This window comes from Pseudomonas sp. UBA3153, assembly GCF_002364635.1.
Lineage (GTDB): Bacteria > Pseudomonadota > Gammaproteobacteria > Pseudomonadales > Pseudomonadaceae > Pseudomonas_O > Pseudomonas_O kuykendallii.
The window spans coordinates 15,743-32,437 of sequence record NZ_DEYR01000093.1; the positions used below are offsets into that span (position 1 = coordinate 15,743).

At 66.5% G+C, this 16,695-nt stretch carries 16 protein-coding genes; 7 read left to right on the forward strand and 9 right to left on the reverse strand.

Features of this window, described 5'->3' with window-relative positions; all coding sequences use genetic code 11:
* Window positions 1–11 precede the first annotated feature (11 nt).
* Window positions 12–2,426, forward strand: coding sequence for a TonB-dependent siderophore receptor (locus B2X67_RS18790; RefSeq protein ID WP_286786441.1), 2,415 nt, complete (start codon window positions 12–14; stop codon window positions 2,424–2,426).
* Window positions 2,427–2,557: 131 nt separating this feature from the next.
* Here the strand turns inward: B2X67_RS18790 and B2X67_RS18795 are convergent, their stop codons facing one another.
* Complete coding sequence (locus tag B2X67_RS18795) at window positions 2,558–3,466, reverse strand: LysR family transcriptional regulator (protein WP_286786442.1); 909 nt, start codon at window positions 3,464–3,466, stop codon at window positions 2,558–2,560.
* A gap of 132 nt (window positions 3,467–3,598) precedes the next feature.
* Here B2X67_RS18795 and trpB point away from each other — a divergent pair, with 132 nt between their 5' ends.
* The 3 genes from trpB (at window position 3,599) to B2X67_RS18810 (ending at window position 6,546) form a co-directional block, all read left to right on the forward strand.
* Entirely contained in the window at window positions 3,599–4,810 is a 1,212-nt protein-coding gene (gene trpB / locus B2X67_RS18800) for a tryptophan synthase subunit beta (RefSeq protein ID WP_090224577.1), read from the forward strand.
* A complete protein-coding gene (gene trpA / locus B2X67_RS18805; RefSeq protein ID WP_286786443.1) occupies window positions 4,807–5,616 on the forward strand; it encodes a tryptophan synthase subunit alpha in 810 nt (269 codons plus the stop codon). The genes trpB and trpA overlap by 4 nt, the downstream gene beginning before the upstream one ends.
* 192 nt (window positions 5,617–5,808) lie before the next feature.
* Window positions 5,809–6,546 carry a glutaredoxin gene (locus B2X67_RS18810; protein ID WP_286786444.1) on the forward strand — a complete coding sequence of 246 codons (738 nt, stop codon included), beginning with the start codon at window positions 5,809–5,811 and terminating at the stop codon, window positions 6,544–6,546.
* Window positions 6,547–6,553: 7 nt separating this feature from the next.
* Here the strand turns inward: B2X67_RS18810 and B2X67_RS18815 are convergent, their stop codons facing one another.
* From B2X67_RS18815 to glnT, 3 genes are all read right to left on the reverse strand, one after another.
* The gene (locus B2X67_RS18815; protein WP_282339433.1) at window positions 6,554–7,165 is read right to left on the reverse strand and encodes a TetR family transcriptional regulator; all 612 of its coding nucleotides are present in this window, start codon (window positions 7,163–7,165) and stop codon (window positions 6,554–6,556) included.
* A 154-nt stretch (window positions 7,166–7,319) separates the two neighbouring features.
* Window positions 7,320–8,390 carry a putative urea ABC transporter substrate-binding protein gene (locus B2X67_RS18820; RefSeq protein WP_282339434.1) on the reverse strand — a complete coding sequence of 357 codons (1,071 nt, stop codon included), beginning with the start codon at window positions 8,388–8,390 and terminating at the stop codon, window positions 7,320–7,322.
* 29 nt (window positions 8,391–8,419) lie between these two features.
* On the reverse strand, window positions 8,420–9,778 hold the full coding sequence (gene glnT, locus B2X67_RS18825; RefSeq protein WP_286786445.1) for a type III glutamate--ammonia ligase: 1,359 nt from the start codon (window positions 9,776–9,778) through the stop codon (window positions 8,420–8,422).
* A gap of 154 nt (window positions 9,779–9,932) precedes the next feature.
* Here glnT and B2X67_RS18830 point away from each other — a divergent pair, with 154 nt between their 5' ends.
* Window positions 9,933–10,928 (forward strand): alpha/beta fold hydrolase, encoded by a 996-nt coding sequence (locus B2X67_RS18830; protein WP_286786446.1) that lies wholly within the window; start codon window positions 9,933–9,935, stop codon window positions 10,926–10,928.
* A gap of 36 nt (window positions 10,929–10,964) precedes the next feature.
* Here B2X67_RS18830 and pbpG read toward each other — a convergent pair whose 3' ends face one another.
* Complete coding sequence (pbpG, locus tag B2X67_RS18835) at window positions 10,965–11,882, reverse strand: D-alanyl-D-alanine endopeptidase (protein WP_376747795.1); 918 nt, start codon at window positions 11,880–11,882, stop codon at window positions 10,965–10,967.
* 230 nt (window positions 11,883–12,112) lie between these two features.
* Here pbpG and B2X67_RS18840 point away from each other — a divergent pair, with 230 nt between their 5' ends.
* Window positions 12,113–12,430 (forward strand): DUF883 family protein, encoded by a 318-nt coding sequence (locus B2X67_RS18840; protein WP_090224591.1) that lies wholly within the window; start codon window positions 12,113–12,115, stop codon window positions 12,428–12,430.
* A 4-nt stretch (window positions 12,431–12,434) separates the two neighbouring features.
* Window positions 12,435–13,031 carry an NAD(P)-dependent oxidoreductase gene (locus B2X67_RS18845; RefSeq protein WP_286786447.1) on the forward strand — a complete coding sequence of 199 codons (597 nt, stop codon included), beginning with the start codon at window positions 12,435–12,437 and terminating at the stop codon, window positions 13,029–13,031.
* Between the two features lie 93 nt (window positions 13,032–13,124).
* Here B2X67_RS18845 and B2X67_RS18850 read toward each other — a convergent pair whose 3' ends face one another.
* The 4 genes from B2X67_RS18850 to B2X67_RS18865 form a co-directional block, all read right to left on the reverse strand.
* Complete coding sequence (locus B2X67_RS18850) at window positions 13,125–13,550, reverse strand: OsmC family protein (RefSeq protein WP_090224594.1); 426 nt, start codon at window positions 13,548–13,550, stop codon at window positions 13,125–13,127.
* A 169-nt stretch (window positions 13,551–13,719) separates the two neighbouring features.
* The gene (locus tag B2X67_RS18855; protein WP_286786448.1) at window positions 13,720–15,669 is read right to left on the reverse strand and encodes a DUF4105 domain-containing protein; all 1,950 of its coding nucleotides are present in this window, start codon (window positions 15,667–15,669) and stop codon (window positions 13,720–13,722) included.
* Between the two features lie 27 nt (window positions 15,670–15,696).
* Window positions 15,697–16,017, reverse strand: coding sequence for a DUF2388 domain-containing protein (locus B2X67_RS18860; RefSeq protein WP_286786449.1), 321 nt, complete (start codon window positions 16,015–16,017; stop codon window positions 15,697–15,699).
* A 173-nt stretch (window positions 16,018–16,190) separates the two neighbouring features.
* Window positions 16,191–16,496, reverse strand: a complete 306-nt coding sequence (locus B2X67_RS18865) for a DUF2388 domain-containing protein (protein WP_286786450.1) — start codon at window positions 16,494–16,496, stop codon at window positions 16,191–16,193.
* Window positions 16,497–16,695: the final 199 nt, after the last annotated feature.

Genomic DNA, 16,695 nt, shown 5'->3' on the forward strand with positions numbered 1-16,695 from the left:
GATCAACAGGAATGCCGCATCGCCCCTTACAACGCTCGCAACTGAGCCGTTCGATCACCCCTGCCCTGTTCGCCAGCCTGCTGGCCGCCACCCCGCTGCTGGCATCGCCCAGCGCCCTGGCGCAATCCGCCGCCAGCGAACAGGCGCGCGGCTACGCCATTCCGGCCGGCAATCTGGACCAGGCGCTCAACCGCTTCGCCAGCGAAGCCGGCATCCTGCTCTCGGTGGACTCGCGCCTGACCGCCGGCAAGAGCAGCCCGGGACTCAGCGGCAGCTACACGGTGAACGACGGCCTCGCCCATTTGCTGGCCGGCACCGGTCTGCGGGCGACCCGCGCGCAGGGTAACTACGCGCTGGAGCTGGCGCCCGAAAGGAGCAGCGCGCTGGAGTTGGACGGGATCAACGTCAGCAGCAGCGGTCTCTCCGACACCACCGAAGGCAGCGGCTCCTACACCACCGGGCAGATGCAGACGGCGACCAAGCTGCCGCTGTCGCTGCGCGAGACGCCGCAATCGGTGACGGTGATCACCCGCCAGCGGATGGACGACGAAGGCATGACCACCATCGAAGACGCGGTGCGCAGCACGCCGGGACTGTTCGTCGACAACTCCGGCGGCGTCGCCAGGACGTCCTTCACGTCGCGTGGCTTCGCCGTCAGCACCCTCATGTACGACGGCTTCCCGACCAGTGTCCTGACCTACATGCCCAACGCGACGGCCAACCTGGCGATGTACGACAGGGTCGAGGTCGTGCGCGGAGCGACCGGCCTCACGCAGGGCGCGGGCAATCCCTCCGCGGCGATCAACCTGGTCTACAAGCGCCCCACCCCGGTGTTCCAGGGTACTGTCAGCGCCAGCGCCGGCAGTTGGGACGACTACGGCATCACCGCCGATGTCGGCGGACCGCTGAACGACGCCGGTACCCTGCGGGGGCGCGTGGTCACCACCTATCAGGATGCCCAGAATTTCCGTGATGCCGTGGAGGAGGACCACAACCTGTTCTATGCCACTGGCGAGGCGGACCTGAGCGCGAACACCACGCTGACCCTGCGCGCCTATCGGCAGAAGAATCACACGAACTTCTTCTGGGGCGGCCTGCCCCTGGCCGCCGACGGCGGCCACCTGCACGTCCCGCGCGACACCTTCCTCGGTAACGACTGGGAGTACCTGGACGACCGCACCGTCGGCGTGTCCGGCAACCTAGAACACCGCTTCGACAACGGCTGGATGCTGCGCGTGGCGGCCCTGCATGCGGATACGGACGACGACGCGCTGGCCAGCTCGATCTGGAACTCGCGGCGCTATCTGTGGGCGCAGACCATGGAGCAGGAAGAAAACGGCCTGGACGTGTTCGCCAGCGGACCCTTCCAGCTGCTGGGGCGCGAGCACGAACTGGTGGTGGGCGCCAGCAAGCGCCGCCTCGAATACACCCTTGGCGACTTCGGCGGCGGTTACCTGCCGGGCACTGTCGACCCGTACAACTGGAATCCCCGCGGCAACCCGAAACCAGCGCTGGCCGTAAGCTCGGCCTCCAGTACCGATGTCACCACCCAGGACAGTGCCTACGTGACCACGCGCCTGAACCTGGCGGACCCGCTCAAACTGATCCTCGGCGGTCGCCTGGACTGGTACGACTACGACGAAGATGATGGCGACGCCGGCGACTACAAGGTGGTGCGCAATGTCACCCGGTATGCCGGGCTGATCTACGAACTGGACCAGCACCACTCCGTGTACGCCAGCTACACGGATATCTTCCAGCCACAGACCGCCAAGGACATAAACCGGCAGGTGATCGAGCCCATCGTGGGCGAAAACTACGAGATCGGCCTGAAGGGCGAGTATTTCGACGGCGCCCTGAATGCCAGCATCGCACTGTTCCAGATCGACCAGACCAACCGCGCGGTCGCCCTGGACGACCAGTCGGGATGCCCCACCTACCCCTCGGAATCCTGCTCCGAGGCCTCCGGTCTGGTGCGCAGCAAAGGCATCGAACTCGAAGTGCAAGGAGCGCTCACGCCCAACTGGCAGATGGGCGCCGGCTACACCTTCGTCGATGCCACGTACAAGAAGGATGCCGACCCGACTGTGGAAGGCACGCGCTTCGACACCTATTCGCCCAAGCAGATGTTCAAGCTGTCGACCCTGTACACCTTGCCCGGCGAGCTCAACCGCTGGCGCGTCGGTGGCAACGTCTACCAGCAAAGTCGCATCTACAACGAGGCCAAGACCAACGAACAGCGCGCTTATGCCATCGCGGATCTGGTGCTGGGCTACCAGGCCACCCGCCAGCTCGACCTGCAGCTGAACGTCAACAACCTGTTCGACAAGACCTACTACCGCAGCATCGCCACTAGCACCTGGGGCCCGTACGACATCTACGGCGACCCACGAAACGTCAAGCTGACGGCCAGGTACTCGTTCTGACCGCGAAAGCGCTCGCCGGATCGGGCCGCCGCACCTCGTAGGGTGCGCCATGCGCACCTTCCGTGGCCCCAGGTCGTAGGGTGGGCTTCAGCCCACCATTGCCAACCCGCCTCGGCGGGCTGAAGCCCACCCTACGCTTGCTCCTGGCGAACTGGCCCCTGCAACTCCCCGCGCAACCACTCGGCGAGGCGTTCGGCGCGGCGGTCGTTGCGCCGGGTGGGCACCCAGAGCGCCAGCCGCGCCGGCGTTTCGACGAAGCCCCAGGGCGCGGCCAGGCGCCCGGCGGAGAGATCGTCGGCCACCAGTTGCTGCGGCGCGATGGCTACGCCGAGGCCGGCCACCGCCGCTTCCAGCAGGTAATAGAGATGCTCGAAACCCTGCCCCAGGCGCAGTGAGTGCTCGTCCAGCCCCTGCGCGCGCGCCCATTCCGGCCAGGCCTGCGGACGCGAGGCCGTGTGCAGCAACGGCTCGACCAACAGGCGCCCCGCAGCAGCGGCCTGCAGGTCGGCGAAGCGCGCATAGCGCGGGCTGAGCACCGGGCCGATGCATTCGCGGGCCAGTTCGTGCACCTGCATGTCCGCCGGCCAGGGTGGCTCGGCGAACAACAGCGTGGCGTCGACGTTGGGGCTGCGCGGGTCCAGCTCACCCTGGCTGGTGGACAGCTGCAGCCGCAGCTCCGGCAGCTCGCGGTTGAGCCGGTCGAGGCGCGGAATGAACCAGCGCACCAGCAGGCTGCCCGGACAGCCGAGCACGAACGGCCGGTCCACCGCCGCCTGCCGCAGTTCGGTGCAGACACCGCGCAGGCGCTCGAAGGCGTCGGAGGCGGCATCGCGCAGACGAACGCCCGCTTCGGTGAGTTTTACGCCGCGCCCTTCACGCACGAACAGCACCAGATCCAGGTGCTCCTCAAGCGCGCGGATTTGCCGGCTGACCGCCCCATGGGTGACGTGAAGGTCTTCCGCTGCCTGGCTTACGCTCTCCAGGCGGGCAGCGGCCTCGAAGGTGCGCAGGGCATTCAGCGGAGGAAGATCGCGGCTCATATTCGTGAGTTTTCCTGACAGGTTGAGGCGATCTTATCGCTTTTCATCCTGGCTCACAGCGGTAGCATGTGAGTCACCCTCTCCCCCAGCCCCTTTCTCGCACCAGAGAGGGGCGCCAAACAGGAGCTCCCCATGACCTCATTCCGCAACGGCCCCGATGCCAAAGGCCTGTTCGGTTCGTTCGGCGGGCAGTACGTCGCCGAGACGCTGATGCCGCTGATCCACGACCTCGCCGCCGAATACGAGAAGGCCAAGCAGGACCCGGCCTTCGCCAAGGAGCTGGCCTACTTCCAGCGCGACTACGTGGGCCGGCCGAGCCCGCTGTATTTCGCCGAACGCCTGACCGAGCACTGCGGCGGCGCGAAGATCTACCTCAAGCGCGAGGAGCTGAACCACACCGGCGCGCACAAGATCAACAACTGCATCGGGCAGATCCTCCTGGCCCGGCGCATGGGCAAGAAACGCATCATCGCCGAGACCGGCGCCGGCATGCACGGCGTGGCCACCGCCACCGTGGCCGCGCGTTTCGGCCTGCAGTGCGTGATCTACATGGGCACCACCGACATCGATCGGCAGCAGGCCAACGTGTTCCGCATGAAGCTGCTGGGCGCCGAAGTGATCCCGGTCACTGCCGGCACCGGCACGCTGAAGGATGCGATGAACGAAGCCCTGCGCGACTGGGTGACCAACGTCGACTCCACCTTCTACCTGATCGGCACCGTGGCCGGTCCGCACCCGTATCCGGCGATGGTCCGCGACTTCCAGGCGGTGATCGGCAGCGAAACCCGTGACCAGATGCAGGCCCAGGAAGGCCGCCTGCCGGACTCGCTGGTCGCCTGCATCGGCGGCGGCTCCAACGCCATGGGCCTGTTCCACCCGTTCCTCGACGACCAATCGGTGCAGATCATCGGCGTCGAAGCGGCCGGCCACGGCATCGCGACCGGCCAGCACGCGGCCAGCCTGAACGGCGGCGTGCCCGGCGTGCTGCACGGCAACCGCACCTTCCTGCTGCAGAACGACGACGGCCAGATCATCGACGCGCACTCGATTTCCGCCGGCCTCGACTACCCCGGCATCGGCCCCGAGCACGCCTGGCTGCACGACATCGGGCGCGTCGAGTACACCTCGATCACCGACAAGGAAGCGCTCGCCGCCTTCCACAAGTGCTGCCGCCTGGAAGGCATCATCCCGGCCCTGGAAAGTGCCCACGCGCTGGCCGAAGTGTTCAAGCGCGCCCCCGGCCTGCCGAAGGACCATCTGATGGTGGTCAACCTCTCCGGCCGTGGCGACAAGGACATGCAAACCGTCATGCACCACTACGACGAACAGGAAGAACATATATGAGCCGCCTGCAGACGCGCTTCGCCGAGCTGAAGCAACAGAACCGCGCCGCCCTGGTCACCTTCGTCACCGCCGGCGACCCGGACTACGCCACCTCGCTGGCGATCCTCAAGGGGTTGCCCAAGGCGGGCGCCGACGTGATCGAGCTGGGCATGCCCTTCACCGACCCGATGGCCGACGGCCCGGCGATCCAGCTGGCCAACATCCGCGCCCTGGCAGCGAAGCAGGACCTGGCGAAGACGCTGCAGATGGTCCGCGAATTCCGCGTCGAGGACTCGACCACGCCGCTGGTGCTGATGGGCTACTTCAACCCGATCCACAAGATGGGCGTCGAGCGCTTTATCGGCGAGGCACTGGAAGCCGGCGTCGACGGCCTGATCGTCGTCGACCTGCCGCCGGAACATAACGAAGACCTCTGCGACCCGGCGCAGGCCACGGGCATCGACTTCATCCGCCTGACCACCCCGACCACCGACGACAAGCGCCTGCCGACCGTGCTCAACGGCAGCTCCGGGTTCGTCTACTACGTCTCGGTGGCCGGCGTCACCGGTGCCGGCTCGGCGACCCTGGAACACGTCGAGCAGGCCGTCGCCCGCCTGCGCCGCCACACCGACCTGCCGATCAGCATTGGCTTCGGCATCCGCACCCCGGACCAGGCGGCGGCCATCGCCCGCCTGGCCGACGGCGTGGTGGTCGGCTCGGCGCTTATCGACCGGATCGCCAAGGCAGAAACCCCGCAACAGGCTGTGGACGGCGTGCTCGGCCTCTGCGCCGAACTGGCGCAAGGTGTGCGCGGCGCGCGGGACTGAAGTCTTAGTGAATCAGCCGCTGGCGGAGCGATTCGCCAGCGGCTTTCTTGTGCCTGCGGACAGACAGGACGGGGTGCCGGGCGCATTTCCATCCAGGCCCGCAGAATGGAGCTCGGTGACACTGGGACCGCCAGGGAATCTCCCTCGACTGAAGGGGTCAGCCCTATAAGGCCCTTGATCCGGAGTCTCCCCATGCCTGATACGAAACTGGCACGCCTCTACCGCATGGTCATGCCCGAACACACCTGCCCGTTCGGCCTGAAGTCGCGCAGCCTGCTGCGGCGCAAAGGCTTCGAGGTGGACGATCATTGGCTGACCACCCGCGAGCAGACCGATGCCTTCAAGGCCGAACACGGCGTGGAGACCACCCCGCAGACCTTCATCGACGGCGAGCGTATTGGCGGTTACGACGAGTTGCGCCGGTATTTCGGTCAGCACGTGCCCGAGCCGGGCGAGACCAGCTACACGCCGGTGATCGCCACCTTCGCGATGACCGCGCTGATGGCGCTGGCGCTGAGCCAGGCGGTGTTCGGCACGCCCTTCACGCCGCGCGCGCTGCAATGGTTCATCGCCCTTTCCATGGGCGTGCTGGCGCTGCTCAAGCTCCGTGACCTGGAGAGCTTCACCACCATGTTCCTCGGCTACGACCTGCTCGCTCGGCGCTCTGTGCCTTACGCCTATTTCTACCCGTTCGCCGAAGCCGGTGCGGCGGTGCTGATGCTCGCTGGCGCGCTGATCTGGCTCGCGGCGCCAGTGGCGGTGTTCATCGGTGCGGTGGGCGCCTGGTCGGTGTTCAAGGCGGTCTACCTGGACAAGCGTGAACTCAAGTGCGCCTGCATGGGGGGTGACAGCAACGTGCCGCTGGGCTTCGTCTCGCTCACCGAGAATCTGATGATGATTCTGATGGGCCTGTGGATGCTGTTGGGCTAAGCGCCATTCAGACGTGCGGCAGCAGTTGCATCAGACGCTCGCTGAAGAACCCCGCTTGCTTGCGTAGGCTGAACAACTTGGGGTCGGCCAGCCAGGTCTGGGTGATGCCCATCAGGGCGCTGTAGAGCAGCGCCGCGCAGTCCTCCGCCGGTTGTTCGCCGCCCAGTTCGCCGCGCTCACGGGCGAGGCTGATGTGGCTGGCCAGGCAGTGGACGATGGCGCGCGTCAGCTTGCGCTCGCGGCGCATAGTGCCGGCGACTTCGGAGGTCAGCTCGGTCTTGTTCAGCAGGATCTCGAAGGACTGGCGGTGCCAGCGGTTCTCGATCAGCAGGCTGAACCAGTGGGCGATCAGGTAGCGGATGGCTTCCAGCGGCGTGTCGGCCAGCGCCGTGCTCTGCGCCACCAGGTGCTCCAGCGGTTCCTGGGAGTAGTGCAGGACGGCCTCGTAGAGTTCGTCCTTGTTCTTGAAATGCCAGTAGATGGGACCGCGGCTGAAGCCGGCGGCGTCGGCGATCATCGCCAGAGTGGTGCGCGAGTAGCCGGTCTTGCTGAACTGTTCGAGTGCCGCCTCGATGACCTTCAGGCGGGTTTTCTCGGCGTCTTCTTTGGTGCGGCGCATAGCGGATTCGTAGGTGGTGGAAGGCCCCGGAAAGGGGCCTCCTTGGTTCAGGCGTCAGGCCGTCCAGCCCCCCATGCGTGAGGCGGATGCGCCCTCGGAACCGGTCAACGGTCTGGCACGCCGGAGGGCCGATGCGCAGGTCGCAGACAGGTTCTCAGAGTTTGCCATCGGCGGCCATCTGCATGTAGGTGGTGTCGAAACGCAGCTTGGTGTTGCCGGCATCGCCGAGCAGCTTGCCGTTGGGCATGCTGATGCCGATGAAGTCGACGCTGGAGGCGCCTTCGCCCAGCAGACCGTGGTCGAAGGAGAAGTGGCGGACGCTGTCCATCGCCTTGTAGGCCTCTTCGCTCTTGATGAAGCTCAGCGAGTCGGTCGGTTTCCAGAACATCTTCATGCCCTTGAGCTGCGACTCGTAGCCGGCTTGGTCGGTGCCCGAGGCCTTGCCGAGGAACGCGCGGGCGTCGGCGCCTTCCTTGGTGTCGCTGGCGATGATGCCCATCACTTCGTACCAGGCACCGACCACGGCTTTGCCGAAGGCCGGGTTGTCCGCCAGGGTCTTGGTGTTCGCCAGGGTCAGGTCCTTGATGTGGCCGGGGATCTTGCTCGAGTCGAAGACCAGCTTGGCGCCCGGGGTTTTCTCGACTTCATCGAGCAGCGGGTTCCAGGTCACCACGTTGCGCACGTCCTTGCTGGCGAAGGCGCCGACGATGTCCGCGTCCGAGGTGTTGACCACCTGCACGTCGCGCTCGCTCATTCCGACGCTTTCCAGCGCGTGGGCCAGCAGGTAATGCGAGACCGACAGTTCGACCAGGTTGACCTTCTGCCCCTTGATGCTCTTCAGGTCGCCGTCCTTCATGACCATGCCGTCGTTGCCGTTGGAGTAGTCGCCGACGATCAGCGCGGTGCTGTCGACGCCACCCGCGGCGGGAATCGACAGGGCGTCCATGCTGGTCAGCACCACGGCGTCGAACTGGCCGGCGGTGAACTGGTTGATCGATTCGACGTAGTCGTTGATCTGGGTGATCTTCACCTCGATCCCGTACTTGTCCGCCCATTTCTTCATAATCCCGGACTCTTCCGCGTACTTCCACGGCATCCAGCCGGCGTAGATGGTCCAGGCCAGGTTGAACTGTTGCTTCTGTTCGGCGTGCGCGGCCATCGGCAGCAGGCTGGCGCAGGCCAGGCCGGTGGCGCAGAGCAGGGTTTTCAGTGTCTTGAACGACATGTGCAGCTCCTTGTTCGGTCGAAGAGTGGTCAGAAGAATTTCAGGTAACGCTGGATTTCCCAGTCGGATACGTGGGTGTGATAGGCATTCCACTCGTCACGCTTGAAGTCGACGAAGGCTTGGAAAAGGCTGTCGCCGAAGACTTCACGGCTCAGCGGGTCCTTCTCGAAGGCATCGATGGCCTCGCTCAAGGTCCGCGGCAGGCACTCGATGTCCATCTCGGCGACCTGCTTCTCGGTGTAGTTGTACATGTTTTCGCGGTGCGGCAAACCCGGCTCGAGCTGTTCGCGTACACCCTCCAGGCCCGCGGCGAGGATCATCGCAGCGCCCAGGTACGGGTTGCAGGAGATGTCCGCGGCGCGGCACTCGACGCGACCGCCCTGCGACGGGATGCGCAGCATGTTGGTGCGGTTGTTGTTGCCGTAGCAGACGAACACCGGCGCCCAGGTGGAGCCGGACATGCTGCCCTTGCGCACCAGGCGCTTGTAGCTGTTCACGGTCGGCGCGATCACCGCGCAGATGGCCTGGGCATGCTTGAGCACGCCGGCGATGAAGTGGTAGCCGAGCTTGCTCACGCCGCAGTCGTGCAGGTCGTCGCCGTCGGGCTCGAACAGGTTGCGCCCGGTCTCGCGGTCGGCCAGCGACATGTTGTAGTGCGCGCCGCTGCCGGTGCGCTTGGCCGAAGGCTTGGGCATGAAGCTGGCGAAGGCGCCGTGCTTGCGGGCGATCTCGTTGGCGAGCATGCGGAAGAACACGAAACGGTCGGCCATGGTCATGGCGTCGGCGTACTTGAAGTCGGTTTCGAACTGGCCGTTGGCGTCTTCGTGGTCGAAGGAATAGACGTCCATGCCGATCTCGTTCAGCGCCTCGACCAGCTCGCCGATGATGTGCATGTTGTCCATCAGCCCGCGCGGGTCGTAGCAGGGCTTGGCCAGATCGTCACGGGCGCTAATCGGCTCGAAGCCGCCATCGGCGCTGTCCTTGTAGATGAAGAATTCGGTCTCGATGCCCAGGTTGAAGGTGTAACCCATGGCGGCGGCGGCATCGACCTGGCGCTTCAGTGCACCGCGCGAGCAGGCGGCGAAGGGTTTGCCATCCAGGTACAGGTCGCTGGCGAACCAGGCCAGGTCCTTGTTCCAGGCGCACTGGATGGCGCTGGCCGGGTCAGGCATGGCGGCCACCTCGTTGTCGCTGATGTCCTGGGGCACGCCATCCAGTGCGGCGCCGGTGTAAAGCTCGGAGCCGCCGAGCATCTGCCCGAGGTGGGACAGGGGCACGAACTTGCCCTTGATCACGCCGTGAATGTCCACGTAGCTGGCCACGGCGTACTTCACGCCTTTGGCTTGCAGGCTGTTCTTCAGGTTTTCCGCTTCGGGATGACGACTCATTGCAGTGCTCCAACAGGAAAAGGGTTCAGCGCCCAGCGGGCGGTGGCACGATTCCTTCATTCAACATACATGCCATTGTGTATGTATAACGACGACGGCGGAGGCTCGCGAGCACCTCGCCCAGCCGCCGACTCGATCCGGGAGCGAACCGCAATTGACTGATATGAAAAGAGAAAAGTACTTCTTCGAGCTGGGTGAACTGGCCCTGGAAAGCGGCGCCGCGCTGCGTCAGGCGCGCCTTTGCTACCAGGTCGTCGGCCGGCCGAACGCCGCGCGCGACAACATCGTGCTGATTCCCAGCTACTACGGCGGCTCACATTGGGGCAGCCTGCCCTTGCTTGGCGCAGGCAGCCCGCTGAGCGGCGGCGACTACTGCGTGGTGCTGACCAACCAGTTCGGCTCGGGCTGGTCGACATCGCCGAGCAATGCCGCCGAGGGCCAGCGCGGCGCCGACTTTCCGCGCGTGTCGCTGGGCGACAACGTCGAGGCGCAGCGGCGCCTGCTTGATGCGCTGTTCGGCGACTGGCAGCTGGCGCTGGTATGCGGGTGGTCGATGGGCGGCATGCAGGCCTTCGCCTGGGCCATGCGTCACCCGGAAAAGGTCGAACGCATCCTGCCGTTCTGCGCCACCGCGCGCTGCTGGCCGCACAACCGGGTGTTTCTCGACGGCGTGGCGGCCGCGTTGCGTGCCGACTGCGCCTGGCAGGAGGGTCGCTACGAGGCGCCGCCGGAACGCGGCTTGCGCGCCTTCGGCCGGGTCTACGCCGGCTGGGCCTATTCGCAGGCTTTCTATAGAGAGGCGCTGTATCGCCAACTGGGCTTCGCCGACGTCGAGGCGCTACTGGCGTTCTGGGAAGAGGATCACCTGGAACAGGACGCCAACGATCTGCTCTGCGTGCTCGACAGCTGGCAAAGCAGCCAGCCCTCGGAGCCCGCGCTGGCGGCCATCCGCGCCCGCACGATCGTCATGCCGAGCAGCAGCGACCTGTACTTCACCGTGACCGATGCGCGGCACGAGGCCAGCCTGATCCCCTGCGCCGAGCTGCGCGTGCTGGAATCGGACTGGGGACATTGTGCCGGCGGGCCGGGCCGCGAGGCGCAGGCGATGCGGCAGGTGTTCGCCGCGATGGACGAGCTGCTGCGCCGTTGAACAGGAGAACCGGGGCTCGACGCCCCGGCAGGACCGCTACTTGGAGGCCTGCATCTTCGCTGCAGGCTGCGCGGCCTTCTCCCGCGCGGCGAGGTTCTTCTGCTGCTTGTAGCTCTTCGCCGCCAGCGGAATCGCGGTGACCTTGCCGGTTTCCAGCCAGTTGCGCAGGCGGGTGGCGTCGGCCATGTGGGTGTACTTGCCGAACGCATCGAGCACCACGAAGGCCACCGGCTTGCCGGCCATGGTGGTGCGCATCACCAGGCAGTGCCCCGCCTCGTCGGTGAAGCCGGTCTTGGTCAGCTGGATGTTCCAGTTGGCCTTGTAGATCAGGTGGTTGGTGTTGCGGAAACCCAGGGTGTAGTTGGGTTTGCGGAACGCCACGGTGCGCTCCTTGGTGGTGCTCATCTCGCCGAGCAGCGGGTACTGGCGGCTGGCCTTGAGCAGCAGCACCAGGTCACGGGCGGTGGAGACGTTGTCCAGCGACAGCCCGGTGGGCTCGACGTAACGCGTGTGGCTCATGCCCAGCGCGCGCGCCTTGGCGTTCATTGCCGCAATGAAGGCCTTCTGCCCGCCCGGATAGTGGTGCGCCAGGCTGGCCGCAGCACGGTTTTCCGAGGACATCAGCGCCAGCTGCAGCATCTCGCGGCGGCTGATTTGGCTGCCGATGCGCACGCGGGAGAACACGCCCTTCATTTCCTTGGTGTCGGCGATGTCGATCGGCAGCACCTCGTCCAGCGGCAGCTTGGCGTCGAGGGTGACCATCGCCGTCATCAGCTTGGTCACCGAGGCGATCGGCACGACCACGTCCGGGTTGCTGGAATAGAGCACCTTGTCGCTGTTCAGATCGACCAGCAGGGCGCTGCCGGAGGCGAGTTCCTGCACCGGCGGGAGAACCGCAGCGCCTTTGTCGGCCGCATGGAGGGAAGCACTGAGAGCGCTGCCGCAAAGCAGCAGGAGCAACGGGCGAAATATCTTCACGGGGCACGTCATGGGCAGGTGGACTGAGGCCTGGCGGGAGCCTGGCCGCGGCAGTATAAGAAAATTTCGGCACGGCGCGAGGGGCTTTCGGCACGGCGCCCTACCCACCTCTCCGCCAGCGAAGCGGCAATCGCCGGCAAAACGCAGTGCACCTCTGCGCGAAGCGGCGGTCCAACGCAGCACATTCCCCAGAAGGAGCATTCGCCATGAGCCTCTTTTCCCGCACTCCGACCACCAAAGAGCAGATCCAGGACGAAATCGACAACCTGATGAACGCCCTGCACGACCTGCAACAGAGCGCCAGCCGCGACTCGCGGCGCAGCATCCACGACCTCAGCGACCGTGCCGAGCGCCTGTGGAACATCTCGCGCGAAACCTTCGGCGACACCTACGGCGACCTCTCGCGCAAGACCCTCAAGGCCAGCCGAGCCGCCGGCGAATGTGCACGCCAGCATCCGCTGTCCACCGCCCTGGTGGGCGTTGGCGCCCTGGCCCTGATCGGCTGGCTGATCTCGCGCCGCTAACGCCATGCGCAATGCCGAAACGCCGGTCCTGAAGTTCGCCCTGTACGGCGCGCACGCGAGCCTCGGCAGCGCGTTGCTGAGCGAACTGCTAAGCCGCCAGCATGAGACGGTGGCGGTGGTCGGCGACCTCAACGCCGTCGACGTGCACCCCGGCCTGCGCGCCAAGCTGGGCGATCTGTACGATGCCGCGAGCGTCGGCGAAAGCGTCGCCGGGATGGATGCGGTGATCGTGTTCGCCAGCGCGCCGCGCCTGCCCGTGGGAGCCGACGACCTGCCGCCGGGCCGGCAGGGCAACCTGCTGGATGCGCTGCGCGCGCTGGACGCTGGCATGCCGAAAGCGAAGGTGCAGCGGCTTTTGTTGATCGTCGACCCGGCCTGGCTGGACGATGCCTGCAGCGCGCTGCTGCTGGACGGCACGCTGGACTGGACGCTGGTGGCCGCGCCGGGAATAACCGGCGACTTCGTCCTCGACGACTTTCGCCGCGCGCATGAGAACGACGGCAACGTCCCGCTGCAGTCGCTGGGCCGAATCGCGGCGGGCCTGGTGGATGAACTGGAAAATCCGCAGCATCGCCGCGAGATGATGAACTTCGTGCTCTAAGCCGGCACTCTGCGCAGCGCCATACCGCCCGTCCCGGAATCACAAATCCCCACGCCAGGGAGCGACCCGCAGGCCGCTCCGGCGTCTCCTGCCTCAGCTCTCCAGCGTGGCGCTCAGGCTGATCTTCGCATTCAGCACTTTCGATACCGGGCAGCCTTCCTTCGCCTTGTTGGCGATCTCCTGGAAGGTGGCGTCGTCGGTGCCCGGGATGCGCGCCTTCAGGGTCAAGGCGATGGCGGTGATCTCGAAGCCCTCGCCGACCTTGTCCAGGGTCACTTCGGCGGTGGTGTCGATCCGCTCGGGCGTCAGTCCTGACTGACCGAGCATCATCGACAGCGCCATCGAGAAACAGCCCGCGTGCGCGGCGCCAATCAACTCTTCGGGGTTGGTCCCCGGCGCGCCTTCGAAGCGGGTGTTGAAGCCGTACGGGTTTTCCTTCAGCGCGCCGCTTTGGGTGCTGATGGTGCCTTTGCCTTCCTTGAGGTTGCCCTGCCAGACGGCGGATGCGGTCTTCTTCATGACGAATACTCCGATGGATGAGTCTTCATCAGAGGCGGTGGGCGGGAAACAGTTCGTTCGAGCGTACTGATCGGCCCCGGGCGGAGCGAGAAGCGGACTGCCGCCCCACCCAGCCGCGATCTCGTAGGGTACGCCTCAGCCCACCAAGTCCACCGTCAGCCCCATCGCCTCAGGGCAGCTTCAGCCCGCCAGCCTGCTGGTGCAACGCGCGCAGGTGCTCGCCGACCTGCTTCAGGTTCGCCTCGCTGTCCTCCAGTTCGCGCCGCCGCTCGGGCAGCAGCAGCTCGCGCAGGTCCTTGTCGAGATCGTCGCTGAGGTTACGCAGGGTCTGCTGGCGATCGGCGGTCTGTTGTTCCAGGCGCGCCCACTCGCTCGGCTGCGGCAGGCCATAACCGCCCTCGAGCAGCTCGGCGGGACGACTGAGGAATCCGCTGTTGAGCAGCATCCGGCCGATGGTATCGCCGGCCTTGTTCAGCGTCGGGTCGCTGGCGGCGTTGGCGCCCATGTAGCGTTGCTTGAGCTCATCCTGGGCCAGCAGCAGCTGCTGGCGGAACGCGGCCTGCTCGAGCAACAGCAGCGCGGCACTGGCCTGCAGGTCGGCGCGCTGCAGCCACGGCCGGCGTTGCGCGGCCGGCTGTCTCAGCCAGTCATCCACCTTCGCCTGCGGCACCGCCAGGCGCTGCTTGATCACCGCGAACATCGCCTGATAGCGGTCGCGGAACGAGTCGAAGCGATAACCCAGGCGCAGCGCTTCCTTCGGATCGGCCAGCACCCGGCGGTCGGCCAGGCCGCGCCCGGCCAGCGAGTCGAGCAGCCCGTTGGGCATGATGCTGTCGAGGCCTTCCAACTCGGCGCGCCCGGTTCCGCTGCGCAGCAGCTTGAGGGTTTCCACCGCGCAGTTGTTGGAGAGGAAGTAGTAGTTGCCGTCGTAGCTCCAGTGCAGTTCGGCGGCGCGGCGCACCAGCGCGTCCTGCTGTTCGCGCGGCAGGCGCAATGGGATCGAGGCCAGGCTGCGCAGCTCGACCTTGGTGTATTCGTCGATCACCTGCGCCAGCGGCAGGATGAAAAGCCGCGACGGATACACGCCGGTCAGACCGTCCCAGCTGGACAGCTGGATGTCGCCGACGAAGGCGCGGAAGGACAGCACCAGGTGCTGGTCCAGGTCCAGCCGGCAGGCCGGACCGCGCGGCCGACCGGGCGCGCAGACCACCAGGCGCAGCATGCTGTGGCCCCAGCGGCTGACCCAGTTGTCGTTGGCCTCGGCAAACAGGTAGTCGACCTCGTAGACGCGCGCAGGATCAAGCTTGCCCAGCGGCGCCTTCTGGTAGTCGCTGCTGGCGTTGAGGTAGGCGAACTCGGCCGGGCAGGCCCGGGCGCGCGCCGGCGCCCAGCCGAAATGCTCGCTGAAATAGCGCTGCAGCGAGGGACGTCGGCAGGCGTATTCCGGATCGAGCAGGAAGTACTCCATGTTCACCGCGACGAACTCGCGCGGATTGCTCAGCTCGTAGCCGTCCGCGCTGCGCGCGACCATGCCGTTGCGCCCTTCACGTGCGCCGCGCTGGCCGACCGCCTGCTGCCAGCCGGCCAGGTCGAGCAGGCGCGGATCATCGGAAAGGGTGAAGCGGCGCTGCACGTCGCCGCGGCAGGCATCGCGCTGGCCGACCAGGCCCTGGCTCTGCGCTTCGCGCCGGCAGCGCTGCAAGCGCGAGCGCTCTGCGGGCGACCACAGGCGGGCACGATCGTAGAGGTGGGTGAGTTCGTGGAGCACGGTGGCAAGCAGCTCGGCGCGCACGGTGCCGTGGGGCCGCCCGGTCTGCTCGCGGGCGGCGCTGCCGTCCACCAGGCCGTGCAGCAGCCGGGCGTTCAGCGACAGCGCGTCGAGGCGGGTGATGCGCCCGTAACCGTTATCCGGCAGGTCGTGCGACCAGTGCACGGTGACCTGCCGGTCGAGCGCCTGAATAAAGCGCGGCGGCAGCTTGGCGAAGGCCTCGTCGATCAGGGCCTGGCTGGCTTGAATCTGCGCCGCATCCAGGCCCTTCTCGTCCAGTCGCAGCCGCAGGTCGGCATGACTGGCACAGGCGAACAGCAGCAGGAAAGCGCCGAGCAGTCGCGGAAACATCGGTTGGGCGGCCCTCGGCGCGTGCGGTCAGAGCGCCAGGATGGCGCTGGCCAGTTCCTGGTCGTCGGCGGCAGCGGCCTGCGGATAACGGGCGCGCAGGGCTCCGAAGGCGGCTTCCAGCCGGGCGCCACGAATCTCGCCGTGGCTGGCGACGAAGCTCGCCGCGTCGTCGCGGGCCTGGACCACGACCTTCATGTCGCGCACCGAGGTGGTGGTGTCGGAGGTGAAATCGATGCTGCGCCCCAGGGCGCGGACGACGATGTTGCTGGTGGCTTCCAGGGTGTGGGCCTGAGCGGCGTCGACGGTGAACAGCAGGATCGCCGAGGCGGCGAGCAACGAGGTACGCATGGTGGGTCTCCCTGAATGAGTCGCCATTGGACGGGCAACAGGCTCGCCAGTTCAACGAAGCGGCAAGAGGCCGAACGACGGGCTGTGTGGGCGAAGGCGCCAGCCACGCTGCAAGCCGGTGGCGCCGGGCGCGGCAAGGCTAACGGATGCGTCGCGGCAGTGCCAGTGTGGGCTCAGCGCGCGAGGATCGCCTCGGCCAGCTTCATGTCGCTGGCGCCGGGCTGCACCCCTTCTTCACGCAGGTAACGCAGCGCCGCTTCCAGCCGCGCGCCGCGGATTTCGCCCTGGCTGGCGACGAAACTGGCCGCATCCGAGCGCGCCGGCACCAGCTTGGAATCGGTGACGGAGGAGATGAGATCGCTGGTGCCATCGACGGTGGCGGACAACGCATCGCCGATCTGGTCGAGGGTCGCGACGAAGCTGGAGGCGAAGATCGGCGTGGTGATGAGCAGCGAGCAAAGGAGGATGAGGCGGCGCATGGCGATGTCCCGGAAAGCGGCGATGCGAAGGATCGCCCGGCAGCTTCAGACTAGCGCAAACGAGGCAGGTTCCGGCGCGGAGTGGCGCGGGTTGCGTTTCAGGGCATTGCGCGGTTCAGCAGGAACTCGCCCTGGATTTCGACTGCCCAGATACAAAAAACCCGTCGGCATTGTCGGCGACGGGTTTTCTGTTCGGCAC